Annotated in this window: 15 protein-coding genes; 9 read left to right on the forward strand and 6 right to left on the reverse strand. The window is 70.8% G+C overall.

What is annotated here, in order from left to right:
- Positions 1–18: 18 nt before the first annotated feature.
- From ACIGXX_RS25395 to ACIGXX_RS25435, 9 genes are all read left to right on the forward strand, one after another.
- The gene (locus tag ACIGXX_RS25395) at positions 19–1,593 is read left to right on the forward strand and encodes a S8 family peptidase (protein ID WP_399979057.1); all 1,575 of its coding nucleotides are present in this window, start codon (positions 19–21) and stop codon (positions 1,591–1,593) included.
- A gap of 205 nt (positions 1,594–1,798) precedes the next feature.
- Positions 1,799–3,019, forward strand: coding sequence for a DUF4190 domain-containing protein (locus ACIGXX_RS25400; protein ID WP_399979060.1), 1,221 nt, complete (start codon positions 1,799–1,801; stop codon positions 3,017–3,019).
- Between the two features lie 133 nt (positions 3,020–3,152).
- A complete protein-coding gene (locus ACIGXX_RS25405; protein WP_399979063.1) occupies positions 3,153–4,418 on the forward strand; it encodes an alpha/beta hydrolase fold domain-containing protein in 1,266 nt (421 codons plus the stop codon).
- 196 nt (positions 4,419–4,614) lie between these two features.
- The gene (locus tag ACIGXX_RS25410; RefSeq protein ID WP_351163362.1) at positions 4,615–5,367 is read left to right on the forward strand and encodes a GntR family transcriptional regulator; all 753 of its coding nucleotides are present in this window, start codon (positions 4,615–4,617) and stop codon (positions 5,365–5,367) included.
- A 203-nt stretch (positions 5,368–5,570) separates the two neighbouring features.
- Positions 5,571–7,265: a hypothetical protein gene (locus tag ACIGXX_RS25415; protein WP_351163364.1), complete on the forward strand. Its 1,695-nt coding sequence runs from the start codon at positions 5,571–5,573 to the stop codon at positions 7,263–7,265.
- A 231-nt stretch (positions 7,266–7,496) separates the two neighbouring features.
- On the forward strand, positions 7,497–7,682 hold the full coding sequence (locus ACIGXX_RS25420) for an SPOR domain-containing protein (RefSeq protein ID WP_351163366.1): 186 nt from the start codon (positions 7,497–7,499) through the stop codon (positions 7,680–7,682).
- 18 nt (positions 7,683–7,700) lie between these two features.
- Positions 7,701–8,087: a (deoxy)nucleoside triphosphate pyrophosphohydrolase gene (locus ACIGXX_RS25425; RefSeq protein ID WP_399979068.1), complete on the forward strand. Its 387-nt coding sequence runs from the start codon at positions 7,701–7,703 to the stop codon at positions 8,085–8,087.
- Positions 8,088–8,303: 216 nt separating this feature from the next.
- Entirely contained in the window at positions 8,304–8,720 is a 417-nt protein-coding gene (locus ACIGXX_RS25430) for an ATP-binding protein (protein WP_351163369.1), read from the forward strand.
- 166 nt (positions 8,721–8,886) lie between these two features.
- A complete protein-coding gene (locus ACIGXX_RS25435) occupies positions 8,887–11,565 on the forward strand; it encodes a SpoIIE family protein phosphatase (RefSeq protein ID WP_361464459.1) in 2,679 nt (892 codons plus the stop codon).
- A 58-nt stretch (positions 11,566–11,623) separates the two neighbouring features.
- Here the strand turns inward: ACIGXX_RS25435 and ACIGXX_RS25440 are convergent, their stop codons facing one another.
- From ACIGXX_RS25440 to ACIGXX_RS25465, 6 genes are all read right to left on the reverse strand, one after another.
- Positions 11,624–12,337, reverse strand: coding sequence for a PspA/IM30 family protein (locus ACIGXX_RS25440; RefSeq protein WP_366463364.1), 714 nt, complete (start codon positions 12,335–12,337; stop codon positions 11,624–11,626).
- Between the two features lie 116 nt (positions 12,338–12,453).
- Entirely contained in the window at positions 12,454–14,550 is a 2,097-nt protein-coding gene (locus ACIGXX_RS25445) for a TPM domain-containing protein (protein ID WP_399979073.1), read from the reverse strand.
- Between the two features lie 73 nt (positions 14,551–14,623).
- On the reverse strand, positions 14,624–15,874 hold the full coding sequence (locus ACIGXX_RS25450; protein ID WP_399979076.1) for an alpha/beta hydrolase family protein: 1,251 nt from the start codon (positions 15,872–15,874) through the stop codon (positions 14,624–14,626).
- 186 nt (positions 15,875–16,060) lie between these two features.
- The gene (locus tag ACIGXX_RS25455; protein ID WP_399979079.1) at positions 16,061–16,924 is read right to left on the reverse strand and encodes a succinate dehydrogenase/fumarate reductase iron-sulfur subunit; all 864 of its coding nucleotides are present in this window, start codon (positions 16,922–16,924) and stop codon (positions 16,061–16,063) included.
- The gene (locus ACIGXX_RS25460) at positions 16,921–18,858 is read right to left on the reverse strand and encodes a fumarate reductase/succinate dehydrogenase flavoprotein subunit (protein WP_383820648.1); all 1,938 of its coding nucleotides are present in this window, start codon (positions 18,856–18,858) and stop codon (positions 16,921–16,923) included. The genes ACIGXX_RS25455 and ACIGXX_RS25460 overlap by 4 nt, the downstream gene beginning before the upstream one ends.
- Positions 18,858–19,691 carry a hypothetical protein gene (locus ACIGXX_RS25465; protein WP_351163384.1) on the reverse strand — a complete coding sequence of 278 codons (834 nt, stop codon included), beginning with the start codon at positions 19,689–19,691 and terminating at the stop codon, positions 18,858–18,860. The genes ACIGXX_RS25460 and ACIGXX_RS25465 overlap by 1 nt, the downstream gene beginning before the upstream one ends.
- Positions 19,692–19,807: the final 116 nt, after the last annotated feature.

The following is a 19,807-nucleotide window of genomic DNA, read 5'->3' on the forward strand; positions in this document are numbered from 1 at the left end:
TTGAGGAGGACCCCTCAGATGGCAGTGATGCGTCATACCCGCCGAAGACTGGCCGGGATCAGCGCGACAGCGGTCGCGGCCCTCGCCCTCGGCGTCGTCTCCGCCCTCCCCGCGACCGCCCAGCCGGGTCAGGCCGAAGGCACGATCGAGAACGCCGGAGCCCCCGGCGCGATACCGGGCAGCTACATAGTCAGCCTCGACGAGGACGCCGCGAAGGCGGGCTCCAAGGCGGGCAAGGCCCTGGCCGCGAAGTACGGGGCCGAGATCGAGCGCACGTACAAGAAGGCGCTCAACGGCTACGCGGTCGAGCTCTCCGCGGCCGAGGCCAAGAAGTTCGCAGCCGACCCGGCGGTCGATTCCGTCGTGCAGAATCGGACCTTCACGGTCGACGCCACCCAGCCGAACCCGCCGTCCTGGGGTCTGGACCGCATCGACCAGAAGACGCTCCCGCTGAACAACTCCTACACCTACCCGGACTCCGCCGGTGAGGGCGTCACGGCGTACGTCATCGACACCGGAGTCCGCATCAGCCACAGCGACTTCGGCGGACGCGCCTCGTACGGCTATGACGCCATCGACAACGACAACACCGCGCAGGACGGCCACGGACACGGCACGCACGTCGCGGGCACCGTCGCCGGAACCCTGCACGGCGTCGCCAAGAAGGCGAAGATCGTCGGCGTCCGCGTCCTGAACAACCAGGGCTCGGGCACCACCGCGCAGGTCGTCGCCGGCATCGACTGGGTCACCCAGAACGCGGTCAAGCCCGCCGTCGCGAACATGTCGCTGGGCGGCGGCGCCGACAGCGCCCTGGACACCGCCGTACGCAACTCCATCGCGTCCGGCATCACCTTCGCGGTCGCGGCCGGCAACGAGTCGGTCAACGCCTCGACGCGCTCTCCCGCGCGCGTGACCGAGGCCATCACGGTCGGCGCCACCGCGAACACCGACGCCAAGGCGAGCTACTCCAACTTCGGCAGCGTCCTGGACCTGTTCGCGCCCGGCTCGTCCATCACCTCGACCTGGAACACCAGCGACAGCGCGACGAACACCATCTCCGGTACGTCGATGGCGTCCCCGCACACCGCGGGCGCCGCGGCGCTCTACCTCGCGGACAACCGCACGGCGACCCCGGCGCAGGTGTCCGCGGCCCTGGTCAGCGCCTCATCGACGGGCGTCGTCACCAGCCCGGGGACGGGCTCGCCCAACCGCCTCCTGAACGTGGGTCCCGGCTCGACGAACCCTCCGGGCCCCAAGTTCGAAAACACGACCGACTTCGCGATCAGCGACAACGCCACGGTCGAATCGCCGGTCACCGTGAGCGGCGTCGCGGGCAACGCCCCCGCCGCCCTGAGCGTGCCGGTCGCCATCAAGCACACCTACGTAGGTGACCTCCAGGTGCAGCTGATCGCGCCCGACGGCACCGCGTACACGCTGAAGGGCTACGGCACCGGCGGCAGTTCGGACGACATCAACACCTCGTACACGGTGAACGCGTCGTCCGAGACGGCCAACGGGACGTGGAAGCTGCGGGTGAGTGACAACGCGGCGCAGGACGTCGGCAAGATCGACTCCTGGGGGCTGCAGTTCTAGGCCACAGGCCTTGAGCTGAGCCGCTCCGCTCCGTACGCGCTCTCGTCCTCGGGGAAGGGCTTCGGGTCCTCGACCCGGTCCGCTCCGGGGCCGAGAGCGCGTCGTATGTCGCCCGATGTGCCTCTTCAGTCTCCCGCGCGTGCCCCGCATACGATGCGAAGCCCCCCGCATCGACCGACCGGCACGAACGCAGGAGCACGGACCCGTGGACATACCCCCGCCGCCCGACCCCGGTGGCCGCCCTCAGCAGCCCTACGGGCAGGCCCCGTACGGGCCGCCCGCGCAGCCCCCGTACCCGGGCGGACCCCAGGTCCCGTACCAGCGGTGGCCCGGCGCGTACTCGCCGTACGCGCGCCCTCCGGTCAACGGCTTCGCGATCGCCTCGCTCGTCCTCGGCATCCTGTGCTGCATACCCGCCGTCGGTCTGGTCCTCGGCCTGGTCGCGCTCTCGCAGATCGCGAAGAAGGGCGAGCGCGGCAAGGGTATGGCGATCGCGGGCAGCATCCTGTCCGCCCTCGGCATCGTGCTGCTGGTGCTCGCCGTCGTCACCGGGGGTGCGCGTGACTTCATGGACGGCTTCAGGGACGCCGCGCGTGAATCCCGGAACAGCTCCGGGTTCCCCATCGGCAAGGGGGAGTGCTTCAACGTCCCCGGCAGCGATCTCGAAGGCGCCAAGTACGCCTTCGAGATCGACGAGGCGCCGTGCTCGGACCGGCACGACGGCGAGGTCATCGCCCAGTTCCGGGTGAACCACGCGACCTTCCCGGGCGAGGACGCGCTCACCTCGCTCGCCGCCCGCAAGTGCGTCGACCTGGACGCCTCCTACGTGCTCGACTCCTGGGTCGACATCGGGGACGCGGAGCTCACGTACTTCATGCCCGACCGGGAGACCTGGAGCCAGGGGGACCGCCACATCACCTGCCTCTACGGCGTCGTGGAGCGGGAGCGCACCCTGAAGGGAACGGTGCGGCGGGACGCGACGAACCTCGACGCCGACCAGCTGGCCTACCTGAAGGCGGACAAGGCCCTCTACGACGCGTACGGGACCGAACCCGACACGGAGCGCTTCGCGGACGACCTGCCGGGCCACAAGGAGTGGGCGGGCCGCGTCGAGAAGGGCCTCGCCGAGCAGGCGCGGCTGCTGCGCGCGCACGACTGGCCCGCGAAGGCGGACGCCGATGTCGCCGCCCTCGTCGACGCCATCGAGCAGAACCGCAAGCAGTGGAAGAAGGCGTCCACCGCCAAGGACGCCGACGCCTTCGACGCGTACTACGTGCCGGCGCAGCGGCACATCAGCGGCGAGCGCGAGGCCGCGGCCCGCAAACCCCTGGGCCTGGCGACCACTTCGCCTCGTGACGTGCCGGGGGGCGGCGGGAGCCACGAAGACGCCGGGGGCGCCGGGGGCGGGGCGGGCGCCGCGGTGTGACGGAAGGGGGCGGTGGTGTGGCTTGGTGGTGGTGTGGCGTGGGGTGCGTCGGCCGCGGGGCCGGTCGCCGCAACGGCCGCTCACACCACTCACCTTAAGGGCTTTTTGTCCGCTTCTGTGATAGTTCTTCGGCGTGACGACCGTCATGACGCCGACCGTCGCGGCCCAGCGCACTCCGGGGCCCGCGGCGCCGGACTCTCCCCGAAGGGGCAGCCGCAACGGCAGGAACGGGCCCAGGGTTTCGTGCGTCGCGCACCTCTCCCGCGGGCTCCTCGTCCTCGTCGCCCTCCTGAACGCCGCCCTTGTCGTGCTCGTCGCCGCCCCGCTGCCCCGCATCCCCCTCCTGGTGCTCGTCGCGGCGGCGATCACCTCCTGGGGGCTCGTGCTCGTGCCGCCCGCGGTCGTCGGCCTGGCGGCCGGCGTGCTCGCGGGGCGGCGGTACCCCTGGTGCGCCGGGTTCGCCGTCCTGACCGCGTTCCTCGCGCTCGTCTACGGAGTCATGCCGTACGCCGCCGCGCACCGCGCCGCCGAGGCCTTCGGGCAACCCCTGGCCCCCACCGCCTACTTCGAGGGCGTCAACTACGCCAAGGCCCCCGACGGGGAGCGCACCCGCCGCTACGCCCGCATCGGCGAGCGGCGCGAGAAGCTGGACCTCTGGACCCTGCCGAAGCGGGCCGGGGTGCGTCACCCGGCCGTGGTCTGGGTGCACGGAGGGGGCTGGAACAAGGGGCACCGCGGTCAGAGCCCCGCATGGAACCGCTGGTTCAACGAACAGGGCTGGTCGGTCTTCGACATCGACTACCGGCTCGCGCCCCGCGTGACCCAGCTCGACCAGATCGGCGACGTGAAGTGCGCCGTGGGGTGGGTGCGGCGGCACGCGCGCGCGTACGGCATCGATCCCGACCGCCTTGTCCTCGCGGGGAGTTCGGCGGGCGGCAACCTCGCCCTCGCGGCCGCCTACACGGAGGGTGATGACCGCGTCCCCGCGTCCTGTGCGGTGCGTGACAGCTCGGTCGCCGGGGTGATCTCCCTCTACGGGCCGACCGACATGGCGCGCCTCGTCGCCGGGACCGCGCTGCGCGCCGACCCCATGATCCCGCGCCTGATGGGCGGTTCGGCGAAGACCGCACCCGCCCGCTACCTCCTCGGCTCGCCCGCGAGGCTCGTACGGACCGATGTGCCGCCCACGCTCCTGCTGCACGGCAGCGCGGACCGCGCGGTGCCGGTGGCGCAGGCGCGTGAGCTGGCGCGGCGCCTGGACGCGGCCGGAGCGCCGGCGACGTATGTCGAACTCCCTTGGGCGGACCACTGCTTCGACGTGAACTGGGGCGGCTGGGGGAGCCAGATCGCGCGCTCGGCGGTCTCCCGTTTCCTCGCCGTCCGGGGCGCGAGCGCCTGATCACGGCCCTTCTGGAGTGCCGTCGCGGCCCCTTGGAGCGCCGCGGAAGGGTGATCGCCATAGCTGGGGAAAGCCCCTGCGTAAAGCCCTGCACGCACAGACTTCATCACATCGGGTGATTCATTGGCCTTGGGTTGCGGCCAACAACCGACGGTTGCCAGGCTGTTGCTGTCTGTCAACCTGATGGGAGTGGCCAGTGACTTTCGGTGAACAGCCGGCGTATCTGCGTGTCGCGGGTGATCTCCGCAAGAAGATCGTCGACGGTTCCCTGCCGCCGCACACCCGACTCCCCTCGCAGGCCAGGATCCGCGAGGAGTACGGAGTGTCGGACACGGTCGCCCTGGAGGCACGCAAGGTCCTGATGGCCGAAGGCCTGGTCGAGGGACGTTCCGGATCCGGCACGTACGTGCGCGAGCGACCGGTGCCCCGCCGCGTGGCCCGCACCGGCTACCGCGGCTCCGGCGGCTCGACACCCTTCCGTCAGGAGCAGGCGGAGGACGGCGCGCGCGGCACCTGGGAGTCCCGCAGCGAACAGGCGGAGGCGACCAGCGCGGTCGCCGAGCGCCTCGGCATCCGCGCGGGCGACCGCGTGATGTGCACCAAGTACGTCTACCGCGACGCGGGCGAGGTGATGATGCTCTCCACTTCCTGGGAGCCCCTCGCCGTCACCGGACGCACTCCGGTGATGCTCCCCGAGGAGGGACCCCTCGGCGGCTGCGGAGTGGTCGAACGCATGGCGGCCATCGACGTGATCGTGGACAACGTCGCGGAGGAGGTCGGAGCGCGCCCGGGGCTTGCGGAGGAGCTCATGGCGCTCGGCGGTGTCCCCGGCCATGTGGTGATCGTCGTGCAGCGGACGTACTTCGCGTCGGGCAAGCCGGTCGAGACGGCCGACGTCGTGGTGCCCGCGGACCGGTATCGGATCGCATACCACCTGCCGGTGAGGTGACCGGACGCTCCGGCGTACGCCCGGAATCAGGACTGGCCCGCACGCCCGGAATCCGGACGGGCCCGTCCGCCCGCCGTGATCGCGAGTTAACCCGCGCCCGACTTCCGTAACGCCGGAGCAATCGTCCCCTGCGGCAACTTGTCATGCACGGCTCCTAACTTCGTCGCCCGTACCCGCAATCCGGTCGGACGACAGGAGCCCACATGACGGATACGGCCACCCGCGACACCAGTGCCGCCGCCGGCCCGCCGCCCCAGCGCAGCTACGCGAAGATGGCGGCCGACGAGAGCCGCGAGGACTACTCCCTGCGGTACGCGCCGCACTCGTTCCGGCGCTGGTCGCCGACGATGGTGGCCTCGACCGCGCTCGGCGGCATCGCCTACCTCGCGGACTTCGCGATCGGCGCGTCCATCGTCTTCACCTACGGCTTCACCAGCGGACTCGCCTCGATCCTGTGCGCCGCGACGATCATCTTCGTCACCGGCATCCCGATCGCGCGGGCCTGCGCCAAGTACGGCCTGGACATGGACCTGGTCACCCGGGGCGCCGGCTTCGGCTACTTCGGCTCGACGCTGACGTCGCTGATCTACGCCTCGTTCACGTTCATCTTCTTCGCGCTCGAAGGCTCGATCATGGCCCAGGCCATGCACCAGGCCGTCGGACTCCCGGTGGAGATCGGCTACTTGATCACGACGCTCATCGTGATCCCGATCGTCTTCCGCGGCATGGGAGCCCTGGCCAAGGTGCAGGCCTGGACGCAGCCGATCTGGCTCGTCGGCATGGTGCTGCCCTTCGTGGTGCTCGCCTTCGAGGCACCGGACGCCTGGGGCGCCTTCGCCTCTTTCGGGGGCACCGAGGGCGCGGGCAGCGGCTTCTCGTGGGTCGCCTTCGGGCTCGGCACGGGCGTCGCGCTCTCGCTCATCGCGCAGATCGGCGAGCAGGCGGACTATCTGCGGTTCATGCCGGCCAAGACCGAGCAGAACAAGAGGCGTTGGAATCTGGCCGTTCTCGCGGCGGGCCCCGGCTGGGTCGTCATCGGCGCGGCCAAGCAGCTGGGCGGCGCGCTCCTGGCGTTCGTGGCCCTCGAAGCCGTCGGCAAGACGCACGCCCTGGAGCCGATCGCCCCGCAGATCGAGGCCCTGAAGCCCTGGCTCGGCTCGTTCGCCCTTCCCGCGGCGGCCCTGTTCGTGATCGTCTCGCAGATCAAGATCAACGTGACCAACGCCTACAGCGGCTCGCTGTCGTGGTCGAACTTCTTCTCCCGCATCACGCACAAGCACCCGGGCCGGGTCTGGTACATCTTCCTCAACCTCGCCATCGCGCTGACGCTGATGGAGATGAACATGTTCGCCGCCCTCAACAAGCTGCTCGGCTTCTACTCGAACGTGGGCATCGCGTGGATCGTGGCGGTCGCCGCCGACCTCGTCATCAACAAGAGGATGGGCTGGAGTCCCCCGTACATCGAGTTCAAGAGGGCCTACCTGTACGCGGTGAACCCGGCGGGCTTCGGCTCGATGGTGATCGCCTCCGTGGTGTCGATCCTGGCCTTCTTCGGCCTCTTCGGCCGGTACGCGGAGGCCTTCTCGACGTTCATCGCGGCCGGACTCGCCGTCGTCCTGTGCCCGTTGATCGCCTGGGCCACGAAGGGCAAGTACTACCTTGCGCGCCCGAACCCGGTGAACGGGCCGCATGTCGAGGTGCCCGACGTGACGGCCACGCACGCGTGCGCCGTCTGCGAGACGGAGTACGAACTCCCGGACATCGCCGACTGCCCGGTCCAGTCGGGCCCGATCTGCTCCCTGTGCTGCTCGCTGGACGCGGAGTGCGGCGACGTCTGCCGTACGTCGCCGTCGAGTGTGCCGGTGCTCATGCCGATGCCCACGGTGCGCGCCGAGTGACGCGGGGCCGGGGTCGCGCAGGCTGACGCGCGCCCGCACCGACTGAACCAACCTCACCAGGGGGCGCACCCGACAAAGTGCGCCCCCTCGACGTTGGCCAATTGCGTACCTCTTTGTGCAAAGTCGTATCCGCTGAGTAAAGGTCGGGCGTAGGCTCGGGCATATGCGGATTGCGGTTTCCTTACTGATCGAGGCGTGGCGCGCGCCGGGGGCGGCGAGCGGAGGGGCGCGATGAATGACGGGACGGTCGTACTTCCCTGGCTCGTGATACGTCAGGACGACAACGGCAACCGCTACAGGGTGGGCAGGTACGCGACGAAGGCGGAGGCCGAGAAGATCGCGGACAGCCTCGACGAGCACGGCCACCAGCAGCTGTACTGGGTGGAGAAGCTGAGCCAGAACAGCAACGCCCACTGACCGCTTAGGCTCCGTCGCATGACGGAACGGATCGTGGTGGGCGCCGCCCTGTACGACGACGGGCGCCTGCTGGCCGCGCGACGCAGCGCGCCCCCTGAGCTCGCGGGCCGCTGGGAACTGCCCGGCGGGAAGGTCGAGCCCGGCGAGCACCCCGAGGAAGCCCTGGTGCGCGAGCTGCGCGAGGAGCTGGGCGTGGACGCCGAACCGGTCGCGCGAGTCCCCGGTGAGTGGCCGCTCAAGCCGGGATACGTCCTGTGGGTGTGGACGGTGAAGCTCCGCTCGGGAGCCCCCGAGCCCCTGGAGGATCACGACGAACTGCGCTGGCTCGCGCCGGACGAGGTCTGGTCGGTGGAGTGGCTGGACGCGGACGTCCCCGCGGTGGCGGCCGCGATCGAGTGTCGCTAGGCGGATCGACTGCCGCTAGGCGGATCGACTGTCGCTGGGCGGATCGGGTGCCGCCGGGCGGGGGAGCGCGCGAGGTCATCTCTCCCCGCGCTTGAGCCCCACCTACGCCGTTCGTGCCACAGTGCGCCCAGGTGCGCGGTAGTTCCGGCGGGATATCGGGTATGTGCCCATTAACCCCATGAAACCGGACAAGGGTCCGCTGTTGCTGGTCTGGAAGTGATCGGCGTGATCGACACCGAAGGCGACTGCGCCGAGTGGGATTTTCCCGCGGACCCGGGCGCCGTGCGCACGGCCCGTGCCGTCGTCCGCAAGCAGCTCGCCGCCTGGGACCTCGCCGCCCTCGGTGACATCACCGTCCTTCTCGTGAGCGAATTGGTGACCAATTCCCTGCGGCACGCCTCCGGCCCCATCGGCGTACGTCTCGTACGCCCTGCCGGACCGTCCGGCACCCTTCTCGTGGAGGTCTCCGATCCGCTCCCCGACCCGCCCCTGGAGCGCGATGCCACCCCCGATGACGAGGGGGGCAGAGGCATCCAGTTGGTGGCCCGCGTGTCACGGCGCTGGGGGACACGACAGGGCAGGACGGGGAAGACGGGGAAGACGGTGTGGTTCGAGCTGGTGCTGCCGGGTTAGAAGACTGGCAGCGTAGGACGGACACAAGACGGTGGCGGGCCAAAAAGAGTTGAGTCCGTGCTGTGATCGTGAACGCCGTGTGGCGTGGCTCCGTAGTGCTGGATACTGCGGGCAGCCGCATCCGGTGACCGGTGCCGGACGTGGTGAGCTGGAGGGGACGGTTCGCGTGAGCGAGATACCAGCGAAGGCGACGGAGCAGGACGGGCCGTCGGGTGACGCTAGGGGCGAAGCTGCGGATGACGTGATGTGGCAGAGCAGTCCACCCGGTTCGATTTACGACTACATCAAGGTGGCCTCGTTCTCGATCGGCCCCGACGGTCTCATCGACCAGTGGAGTCTGCGGGCCGAGCGGCTGTTCGGCGTGTCCGCCGACGACGCCGTGGGCAGGGACCCGATCGAAGCCTTCGTGGCGCCTGAGCTGCGCAGCAGCGGGCACCGCAAGATGGCGGAGATCCTGGACGGCAGGGAGTGGACCGGGTCGGTCCCCTTCCGGGCGCCCGGGCAGGCCGAGGAGGCCGACGCGGGTTCCGGTGCGGAGCCCGACGCGGGTCTCGGCGCGGCTTCCGGTGCTGATTCCGGCGCGGGGGTCTTCAAGGGCTCCGAAGGCATCGCCGAGGTCTATGTGATGCCGACCGAGACGGAGGAGGGGGAACGGGCCGCCGTCTGCATCGTCGTCGACGTACGGGCGCTCCGGCAGATCGAGACGGACCTCGCCGCGTCGCAGGCGATTTTCGGCCAATCTCCCTTCGGGTTCCTGCTGTTCGGCACGGACCTGAAGGTGCAGCGGGCCAACCGCCGCTTCGCCGCGGTCTTCGGGGGCGGCGTCGACGAGCAGCGCGGACGCACCGTCCACGACTACCTCCCCCGGCACGAGGCCGACCGCATGGCCGCCGCGCTCAAGCGCGTCCTGGAGACCGGCGACTCCGTCACGGACATGCAGATCGTCGGCCCCGCCCCCGGCAGCAACGAACGCCGCCACTGGTCGATCAACCTCTACCGCGTGCACAGCGGTTCGGGCCGCCCCATAGGCGTCGCGGGCCTGGGCACCGACGTCACCCGGCGGCACGCCGCCGCCCGCGAGGCCGCCCACGCCCGCCGCAACCTCGCCCTGCTCAACGAGGCGGGCGCCCGCATAGGCAACTCCCTGGACCTGGAGACGACCGCGCGCGAGCTCCTGGACGTCACCGTCCCCGGCTTCTGCGACCTGGCGTCCGTGGACCTCTACCAGGGGCTGCTCGACGGCGACGAGACGCCTCCGGGCCTCGCCGACGGCAGCGCCGAACTGCGCCGCGTCGCCTTCGCGAGCGCCGTCGCCGACGCGCCCTTCCCCGAGGGCGGCCACCCCGTCGACGTGGGCGCCGTGCACCGCTTCGCCTTCACCTCGCCCTGCGCCGACGCCCTGCGCACCGCACGGCCGCGGCTGGTCTCCGGGGCCGACGACGGCTCCGCGAGCAGGCTCACCGGCGGGCTCATCCAGTCGACGCTTGCCGTGCCGATGGTCGCCCACGACACGGTCGTCGGCATCGCCCAGTTCTCCCGCACGAAGGGAAGCGAGCCCTTCGGGGAGCGCGATCGCTCCCTCGCCGTCGAGCTCGCCGCGCGCGCCGCGGTCTGTATCGACAACGCCCGCCTCTACCGCCGCGAGCACGAACGCGCGCTGATACTCCAGCGCTCCCTGCTGCCGCCGGGCGACCCCGAGGCGTCCGGCCTCGACATCGCCTGCCGCTACCTCCCGGGCAACGCGGCCACCGAGGTCGGCGGCGACTGGTTCGACGTCATCGAGCTGCCGGGCCACCGCACCGCCCTGGTCGTCGGCGACGTCATGGGCCGCGGCCTGCGCGCCGCCGTCGCCATGGGGGAACTGCGCACCGCCGTACGCACCCTGGCGCTCCTGGACCTGGAGCCCGCCGAGGTCCTCTCCGCGCTCGACGAGATCGCCCGCGGCCTCGGCGACCCCTCAGGCACCCAGCAGGCCACGCGAGCGGCCCGCCAGACGCGTTCCGCGAACGGCACGGACCTCTCGGAGGTCTACCTCGCCACCTGCGTCTACGCGGTCTACGACGCCGTCACGCGTCGCTGCACGTTCGCCAACGCCGGCCACCTGCCGCCCGTGCTCGTCGAGCCCGGCGAATCGCCGCTCATGCTCGACGTGCCGCCCGGCATGCCGCTGGGCGTCGGCGGCGAACCCTTCGAGGAGGTCGAGGTCGAACTGCCCGAGGGCGCCCTGCTCGCGCTCTACACGGACGGTCTCGTCGAATCCCGCGACCATCCCCTCGACGAGGGCCTCAACGCCTTCGTCCGCGCGCTCGACGACCCCGCGCCCGCTCTCGAGGACGTCTGCGACCACGTCCTGAACACCCTCGACACGCACCACGGAGAGGACGACATCGCGCTGCTCATGGCCCGCATCCAGGGCCTGCCCGCCGAGGCCGTCGGCGACTGGACGCTGCCGCGCGACCCGAAGTCGGTGGGCCGGGCCCGCGAACTGGCCTGCGAGCAGCTGCGCACCTGGGACCTGGAACCGCTCTGCGACACGACCGAACTGCTGGTCAGCGAGTTGGTCACCAACGCGCTGCGGTACGGCGAGGGCGACATCCGGCTGCGGCTCCTGCTCGACCGCACCCTGGTGTGCGAGGTGTGGGACGCGGGGCTGGTCCAGCCGCGCCGCCGCCGGGCGCGTGACACGGACGAGGGCGGCCGCGGGCTTCAGCTCGTCGGTCTGCTGAGCGCCGCGTGGGGCTCGCGCAGGACGCCGCGCGGCAAGACGGTGTGGTTCGAGATGCCGCTGCCGGAGAGCGGCGTGGAGCCGATGGACGCGGCGGAGGCGCTGCTCAGCCTGTTCTGAGGGCTCCCGCTCTGAGCCCTCCTGTGCTGAGGGCTCCCGCTCCTCTACGGGCGGCCGGTTACGTGGTGGCCTTCAGGGCAGCGAGGCGGGCCGCGACCTCCGCCTCGTCGCCCATGCCGTCCAACTGCTCGAACTGCGCGTCCAGGGAGGACGCGGCGAGCTCCTGCTTGCCCAGCGCCCTGGCCTCCTCGCGCCGCACCTTGTCCTCGAAACGGCTCAACTCGCTGGCCGGGTCGAGCACATCGATGCTCTGCGCGGCGTCCATCATCTGGTTCTGCGCCTGGGCGGTCTTGGCGCGGGCCACCAGCTGATCGCGCTTCGACTGGAGCTGGGTCAGCTTGATCTTCATCTGGTCGAGCCCGGACTTCAGCTTGTCGACGACCTCGGTCTGCGAGGCGATCGTCGGCTCCGCGTCCTTGGCCTCCCGCTCGGACTGAAGCTGCCGTTGCAGCGCGACCTTGGCCAGGCCGTCGAACTTGTCGGCCTCCACGGCGCTCCCGCCGGACCGCAGCTCGTCCGCCTTCTTGCTGGCGGCGATCGCCTTGGAGCCCCACTCGTCGGCCGCGTCCTGGTCCTCCTTGTGGTCCAGTTCCAGCATCCGCAGATTGCCGATGGTGGTCGCGACCGCCTCCTCGGCCTCCCGGATGTTGTTCGTGTAGTCGCGGATCAGCTGGTCGAGCATCTTCTGCGGGTCCTCGGCCTGATCGAGGAGCGAGTTGATGTTGGCCTTGGCGAGCTGTGCCACGCGGCCGAGGATCGTCTGCTTCGTCATGACGAGCTCCTTCTATGTGGGGTGGTAGGAGTGATCGGGGTGCGAGGGCTCTGTGCGAGGGCTCCAGGGGACGTACGAAAGGGCCGCCGCGAGGGCGGCGGCATGATGCGCCGGTCTCAGAACCTCCCGCCCCCGCCCATCCGCCCCCGCGTCCCGCCTCCGCCGAAGCTCCCGGGGCCGCCGCCTCCGAAACCGCCGCCTCCGAATCCCCCTCCGCCCGTCCCGCGGCCCATGCCTCCGAAGAGCTCGCCGAGGATGATGCCGCCGAGCACCGCGCCGCCCATGCCGCCGCCACGCCCGCCGCCTCTCCCGTAGGGGTTGCCGTAGCCGCGTACGTCGCGTTCGGCGAGCTGCTGCGCCTGGCGGGCCTGGGCGTCGGCCTGCTGGGCTTCGGCGAGTGCCGAGGCGGCGTCGGTGTCCTGGGCGGCCTCCGCGCCCGAGAGGTGCCGCTGTGCCTCGGCAAGGCGGGTCCTCGCCTCGCTGCCCACCGCGCCCCGGTGCGTGTCGACGAAGTCCGCAGCCGTTCCCACGGCGCTGCGCGCGGTGAGCAGGGCCTGGCCGAGGAGGGAGGAGGCGCGCTGCCGGCCGACCTCGCGCTCACGGGCGCCCGTGAGCGACTCGTCGAGGACCGTGTCGGCCTCCTCGACCCGGCGCAGGGCGTCGATCGGGTCGTGCGGGCCCGCCGCCATCTTCTTGCGGACCTCGGCGACCACCGTCTCCGCGCGGGCGATGCGCCCGTGCAGGTCTGCCGTGGAGGCGCCCGCCATGGTGCCCTCCAGGAGGCCGCGCGCCTCGGCGAGGTCGGTCTCCGTCTCGGTGAGCGCGTCGGGCAGCTTCTCCGCGGCCAGCGCGAGCTCTTCGGCGAGGCGCTCGACGGCGTCCACGAAGGTGCCCGCCTGGTCGACGGCGCCTTCGGCGGCCCGCAGATGGACGGCGGCCTTGCCGTTGTCGCCCGCGTCGATGGCCTGCCGGGCTTCGTTGAGGTGCGTCGTGGCGAAGAGGAGGCGGTCCTTGGCCTGCTCCACGTGGCCCACGACCGGCGCGGACGCGGACGGGGCGTAGCGCTCCCGGATCGTGCCGAGGGTGCTCTCCGCGCTGCTGGTACGCCCGGTGACCTGCCGGAACACCGTTTCGGCGTGCTCCAGGGCCTGCGCCGCGTCACGTTCGAGGGCGCGCAGCTGGTCGAAGCCCGCGGCTTCCGCGTCCAGACGCCGGCCCGCCTCGGTGCAGCGCGAGACGATCTCGTCCAGCATGGTGCGCTTGGTCGCGTCGTCCTCCGGATGGGCGTCGTCAAGGCGCTGGCGCAGCTTGAAGGCCGCGGTCAGCTCGGCGCGTGCGTACGCGAGCGCTTCGGTGAAGGGCCGCACCGCCTCGTCGCCGAACTGTGCGGTGGCGAAGCCGAGTTCCTCGGCGCTGGTGCGGATCGCGTCGTCGGTCTCCACCAGGAGCTGCTTGCTCTGCTTGTCGAGCTCCGGCAGCGGGGTCGGCTGCTCGCCGGCCGCTCCCTTGCCCCAGCCACCGCCTCCGGGCGTCGTACGCGTGTTGGTGCGCCGTTTGCGGCGGCTGTAGGCGACCGCGGCGAGGGCGCCCGCGCCGCCGACCGCCACGATGGGCAGGACGAGGTCGCCGGTGGCCACGTCGTCGCCGCTGCCGCTGCCGCCGCCAGGGTCGGCCTCCCCAGGGGTGGGCGTCGGGGTGGGGACGGGCTGCCCGGAGAGGACCGCGCGGTAGCCGTTCGCGGCGCCGATGGCCGCGCCGGCCCAGTCGTTCTGCCGCAGCGCGGGCTTGATCGCGGTGGTCGCGACGTCCTGGAGCTGGGCCTCGGTGAGCCGGGAACCGACGTCTACGGAGTAGGCGTACTGGCGGTCGTGCGTGGCGACGGCCAGCAGCGCGTCGTCCAGGCCGAGCCCGTTGCGCTCGGCGGTGGCGTCCGCCCAGTCCTGTGCGCCGCGTCCGGAGAAGTCGCGTACGTAGACGACGAAGAGCTGGAGGCCGCGGTCGTCGTAGAGCTGGTCGAGAGCCCGTCCGGTGGCGTCCCGGCGGTCGCCGAGCGCGCCCACCTTGTCGGTGATCTGGCCGTCGCGGGAGAGCGTGACCGGGTCGTCGGCCGGGGCGGCGGATGCCGCGGGGGCGGACAGGAGCAGCAGGCACCACGTGAGCAGTGCGGTGGCTGCCGCTGTCGCCCGCACGGTCGGGTGCGAGGACGGCGTCACATTTGGGAGCGTATGGCCGTCTTGAGGGGTGCGCGACCGGGGGCTGGGAGGACATGCCGCCGCCCGACCTCGCTCACCCCGCGAACTCCATCTCCGGATACCTACCCGAAGGCCCGTCAAGGAGGTGGTCGTCCCGTTCGCGCAGCCAGCGGTCGAAGAACGATCGCGCGTACGCCCGCTCCGCCGCCACCGCGCGGCTCGGGTCGACCGTGCCCAGGTTCTCCTCGATGATCTTGCGGTCCACCCCGGCCTGGGGGAGCAGCGCCGCCAGGTCCGTGTACGTCTGGTGCATGGAGCCGCGCAGGGTCAGATTCCGCTTCCAGCCGCTCGTGTGGGACCAGAACGCGCGCCACGACGGTTCCGTCGTGCGGTCGCTGCCCTGCCTGCCCATCAGGAGGAACGGTCCCGTCAGGCCGTGCCGGGCCACCGGCGTCAGGTTCGTGCCGTTCGGTTCGGGGTTGTTCTCCAGGGTGCCGTCCATGTTCAGGCCCGCCTTGACCCGGTCGTCCTCGTACATCGTCTCGGCGGCCGCGATCCCGCCCGCCGACTGGCCGAGCATGCCCACCCGCTGCTGGTCCACGACCCCGGACAGGCCGTGCGGCAGTGAGCCGAGGCGGTCCAGGACGAACTTCGAGTCGGCCACCCGGATGTCCAGGACCCGCTTGAGCAGCGCAGGCACCGCATCGTTCCGCTGCGCCTCCTCGAAGGCCTTGAGGAGCGGGGCGTCGCCCTTGACCGAGCCGTCGGGGAACTGCACCCCCGGCGCCTCGTAGGTGTGGTCGATCGTCACCACCACATAGCCGTGGCTCGCCAGCTCCTCGACCACCGAGGTGCCCCAGGTGCGCGGGTCGTTGGCGCCCGCCGCGTACAGCAGGACCGGTCGTCGGCCCCCGCTCGTGTCGGCCGGGGCTCCCTCCCGCGCGTGTGTCCGCATGGCCGCGAAGTCGATCGCGTCCTGGGGGATGCCGTGGGGTGCTGTCGCGTTCCAGGCCTTCGCCGCGCCCGGCGTCATGTACGGAGCGAGACGGTGTCCCGCGCCGCCCGGCCTTTCCGCCGCCGGGTACCAGATGCTGATCATCAGCTCCCGGTACGGCACGGACTTCACCCACGGGTCGCGGCGTGAGGTGTCGACGAGGCGCGTCGACACCGTGCCGATCCGGTGCGGGCCCGTGGGCACGGGGAGCTTCGCCGCGATGCCTGTGGACCGCATGGACCGCATGGACCGCGTGGATCGCGCGGACCGCGCCTGCGCGGGGGCCGGGGCGGCCAGCACCGTGGCCGCCAGACCGGCCGCCGCGAGGCCGAGCGCCGAGCGCCGGGTCACCGCCGAACGAGGAGCTGACCGAGAATCCGAACCAGTCACCGCCGAGGAAGAGTTCATGCCTCAATGCTGATCTCGCCCCGGCCCCGTGACCATGGGGGAAATCTCGACTCTTGGGCCTGGGGGATTACCCCCAGGCCCCTCCACGCCGCGACCTCCACGCCCCGCCGAAGCCTGCGAGCGGCGCTACTACTTCTCCCCCCGCCGCCGGATCTTGTTCCCGAGCCACACAAGCGGGTCGTACTTCCGGTCGACTGCCCGTTCCTTCAAGGGAATCAGGGCATTGTCCGTGATCTTGATGCCCTCGGGGCACACCTCCGTACAGCACTTCGTGATGTTGCAGTACCCGAGTCCGTGCTCGTCCTGGGCGGTCTGCTTGCGGTCGAGGCCGCTCTCGGCCGCCGCATCCAGCGGGTGCATGTCCAGCTCCGCGACCCGCATCAGGAAACGCGGGCCCGCGAAGGCCGCCTTGTTCTCCTCGTGGTCACGCACCACATGGCACGTGTCCTGGCACAGGAAGCACTCGATGCACTTGCGGAACTCCTGGGAGCGGTCCACGTCCGCCTGCTGCATGCGGTACTCGCCGGGACCGAGGTCCGCCGGTGGCACGAAGGCCGGTACTTCCCGTGCCTTCGTGTAGTTGAAGCCGACGTCCGTCACCAGGTCCCGCACCACGGGGAAGGCCCGCAGCGGGGTCACCGTGATGACGTCCTCGCGGCTGAACACCGACATCCGCGTCATGCACATCAGCCGTGGTCGGCCGTTGATCTCCGCCGAGCACGAACCGCACTTGCCCGCCTTGCAGTTCCAGCGCACCGCCAGGTCGGGCGTCTGGGTCGCCTGCAGGCGGTGGATGATGTCGAGGACGACCTCGCCTTCGTTGACCTCGACCTTGAAGTCCTCCAGGTCGCCGCCCTCGATGTCCCCGCGCCAGATCCGGAACCGAGCGTCGTACGACGTACTCGAAGAGCTGGACGGACCTGAAGGACCTGAAGGACCTGAAGGACCTGAAGGACCTGAAGAAGCCGAAGGACTCGGCGTAGCGGTACTCACTCGTAAAGCTCCTCTTCGGCCAGGTACTTGACCAGCTCTTCCTTCTCGAAGAGAGCAAGCAGGTCGGGACGGATGGGCTCGGTGGTGACCCGCACCAGATCGATCTGGCCGCGTACGGGGTCCGTGGCCGCCAACCCTCCGGAGGGATCGGTGAGTTGGCAGAGCAGGTTCGCGCGGCGCCATTCGCGGTTCATGCCCGGATGGTCCTCGCGGGTGTGCCCGCCCCGGCTCTCCGTGCGCTCCAGGGCGGCCCGCGCCACGCACTCGCTGACGAGCAGCATGTTGCGCAGGTCGAGCGCGAGGTGCCAGCCGGGGTTGAACTGGCGGTGGCCCTCGACGCCTGCCCGCCGTGCCCGCACCCGCAGTTCCGCCAGCTTCTCCAGGGCCTGTTCCATCTCGCCCTCGCGGCGGATGATGCCGACCAGGTCGTTCATCGTCTGCTGGAGTTCCTGGTGCAGGGTGTACGGATTCTCCGGCGTCGCCCCGTCCTCGGGGCCCTCCGCGCTGAACGGCCGCAGCGCCTCGGCCGCGGCCGTGTCCACCTGGACCTCGTCCACCTGGGGCCGCGCGTCGGCCGCGGGGAACCCGGCCGCGTACCGCGCGGCGTGCAGGCCCGCGCGCCGGCCGAAGACGAGCAGGTCCGAGAGGGAGTTGCCGCCGAGCCGGTTGGAGCCGTGCATGCCGCCGGCGACCTCACCGGCCGCGTACAGACCCGGCACGCGCTGGGCCGCCGCCGTGTCCGACTCGACCGCGATGCCGCCCATCACGTAGTGGCAGGTCGGTCCGACCTCCATGGCCTCGGCCGTGATGTCGACGTCCGCGAGCTCCTTGAACTGGTGGTACATGGAGGGGAGTCGGCGCCTGATGACCTCGGCGGACATGCGCGTCGACACGTCCAGGAAGACTCCGCCGTGCGGCGAACCGCGGCCCGCCTTCACCTCGGAGTTGATGGCGCGCGCCACTTCGTCGCGCGGCAGCAGCTCCGGTGGCCGCCGGTTGTTGTCCGGGTCCTCGTACCAGCGGTCGCCCTCGTCCTCGGACTGCGCGTACTTCTCCTTGAAGACGTCCGGTACGTAGTCGAACATGAACCGCTTGCCTTCGGAGTTGCGCAGTACCCCGCCGTCGCCGCGCACCGACTCGGTGACCAGGATGCCCTTCACCGAGGGCGGCCAGACCATCCCCGTCGGGTGGAACTGCACGAACTCCATGTTGAGGAGCGGCGCCCCGGCGAGCAGCGCGAGCGCGTGGCCGTCTCCGGTGTACTCCCACGAGTTCGACGTCACCTTGAAGGACTTGCCGATGCCGCCGGTCGCCAGGACCACACTCGGGGCTTCGAGCACGAAGAAGCGGCCGGTCTCGCGGTCGTAGCAGAACGTGCCGCTGACCCGCTCGTCCTCCTTGAGCACACGGGTGACCGTGCACTCCTGGAAGACCTTCAAGCGGGCTTCGTAGTCGCCGAATTCGCGTTCGTCCTCCTGCTGGAGGGAGACGATCTTCTGCTGGAGCGTGCGGATCAGTTCGAGGCCGGTCCGGTCGCCCACGTGCGCGAGGCGGGGGTATTCGTGCCCCCCGAAGTTGCGCTGGGAGATCCGCCCGTCCGCCGTACGGTCGAACAGGGCGCCCCAGGTCTCCAACTCCCAGACCCGGTCGGGCGCTTCCTGCGCGTGCAGCTCGGCCATCCGCCACTGGTTGAGGAACTTGCCGCCGCGCAGGGTGTCGCGGAAGTGGACCTGCCAGTTGTCCCCGGAGTTCACGTTGCCCATGGAGGCCGCGATGCCGCCCTCGGCCATCACCGTATGCGCCTTGCCGAACAGGGACTTGCAGATCACGGCGGTGCGCGCGCCCTGTTCTCGTGCCTCGATCGCGGCCCGCAGGCCCGCTCCTCCGGCTCCCACCACGACAACGTCCCACTGCTGCCGCTCCACTTGAGACATCAGAACAACCTCGGATCGTCGAAGGCGCCGGACGCGATCAGGTACACGTAGAAGTCGGCGAGCGCCACACTCACCAGGGAGGCCCAGGCGAGCAGCATGTGCCGTGCGTTCAGTTTTCCAACCCACTGCCACATGCGGTAGCGCACGGGGTGCTTGGAGAAGTGCTTGAGCTTGCCGCCGACGATGTGCCGGCAGGAGTGACAGGAGAGCGTGTACGCCCAGATCAGCACGATGTTGACCAGGAAGACGAGGGTGCCGAGGCCCATGTGGCCCCACTCGTAGTGCTCATCGCGGAACGAGAGCACGGTGTCGTACGTGAGGATGCCCGCCACCGGAACCGCCGCGTAGAAGAAGTAGCGGTGGATGTTCTGGAGGATGAGCGGGAAGCGGGTCTCTCCGGAGTACTTCTTGTGCGGCTCGGCCACCGCGCAGGCGGGCGGTGAGGCCCAGAAGCCGCGGTAGTAGGCCTTGCGGTAGTAGTAGCAGGTCAGGCGGAAGCCGAGCGGGAAGATCAGGATCAGCAGAGCGGGGGAGAGGCCCCACCAGCTGCCGAAGATCTCCCAGTTGGGGCCCGACCGCATCGGTTCGCAGTTCTCGGCGAGGCAGGGCGAGTAGAACGGCGAGACGTAGGGGGCCGCGTAGTAGTCCGCGTTCGCGAAGGCCCGCCACGTCGAGTAGACGATGAAGGCGAAGAGGCCGGCGGCGGTCGCGGCGGGCGCCAGCCACCAGCGGTCGGTCCGCAGATGGGCAGCGCTGATCGCGGCGCGCGTCGCCGCTCGTACGCCGCCGGAATCCTGACCGCTTTTCAGATGGGGTTCCGTGCCAGTGGCCAACGAGGCTCCACTCCTTTGTCCTCAGATCGGCAGTCCTCACGTCGGCGGTCGTCGCGGCGACCGCCCTTCGGTCGACTGTCCTCAGGTCGGCGGCGGGGCTCAGGGCGGGTGCGGCG

The sequence above is a fragment of the Streptomyces sp. NPDC055243 genome, assembly GCF_044544025.1.
GTDB lineage: Bacteria > Actinomycetota > Actinomycetes > Streptomycetales > Streptomycetaceae > Streptomyces.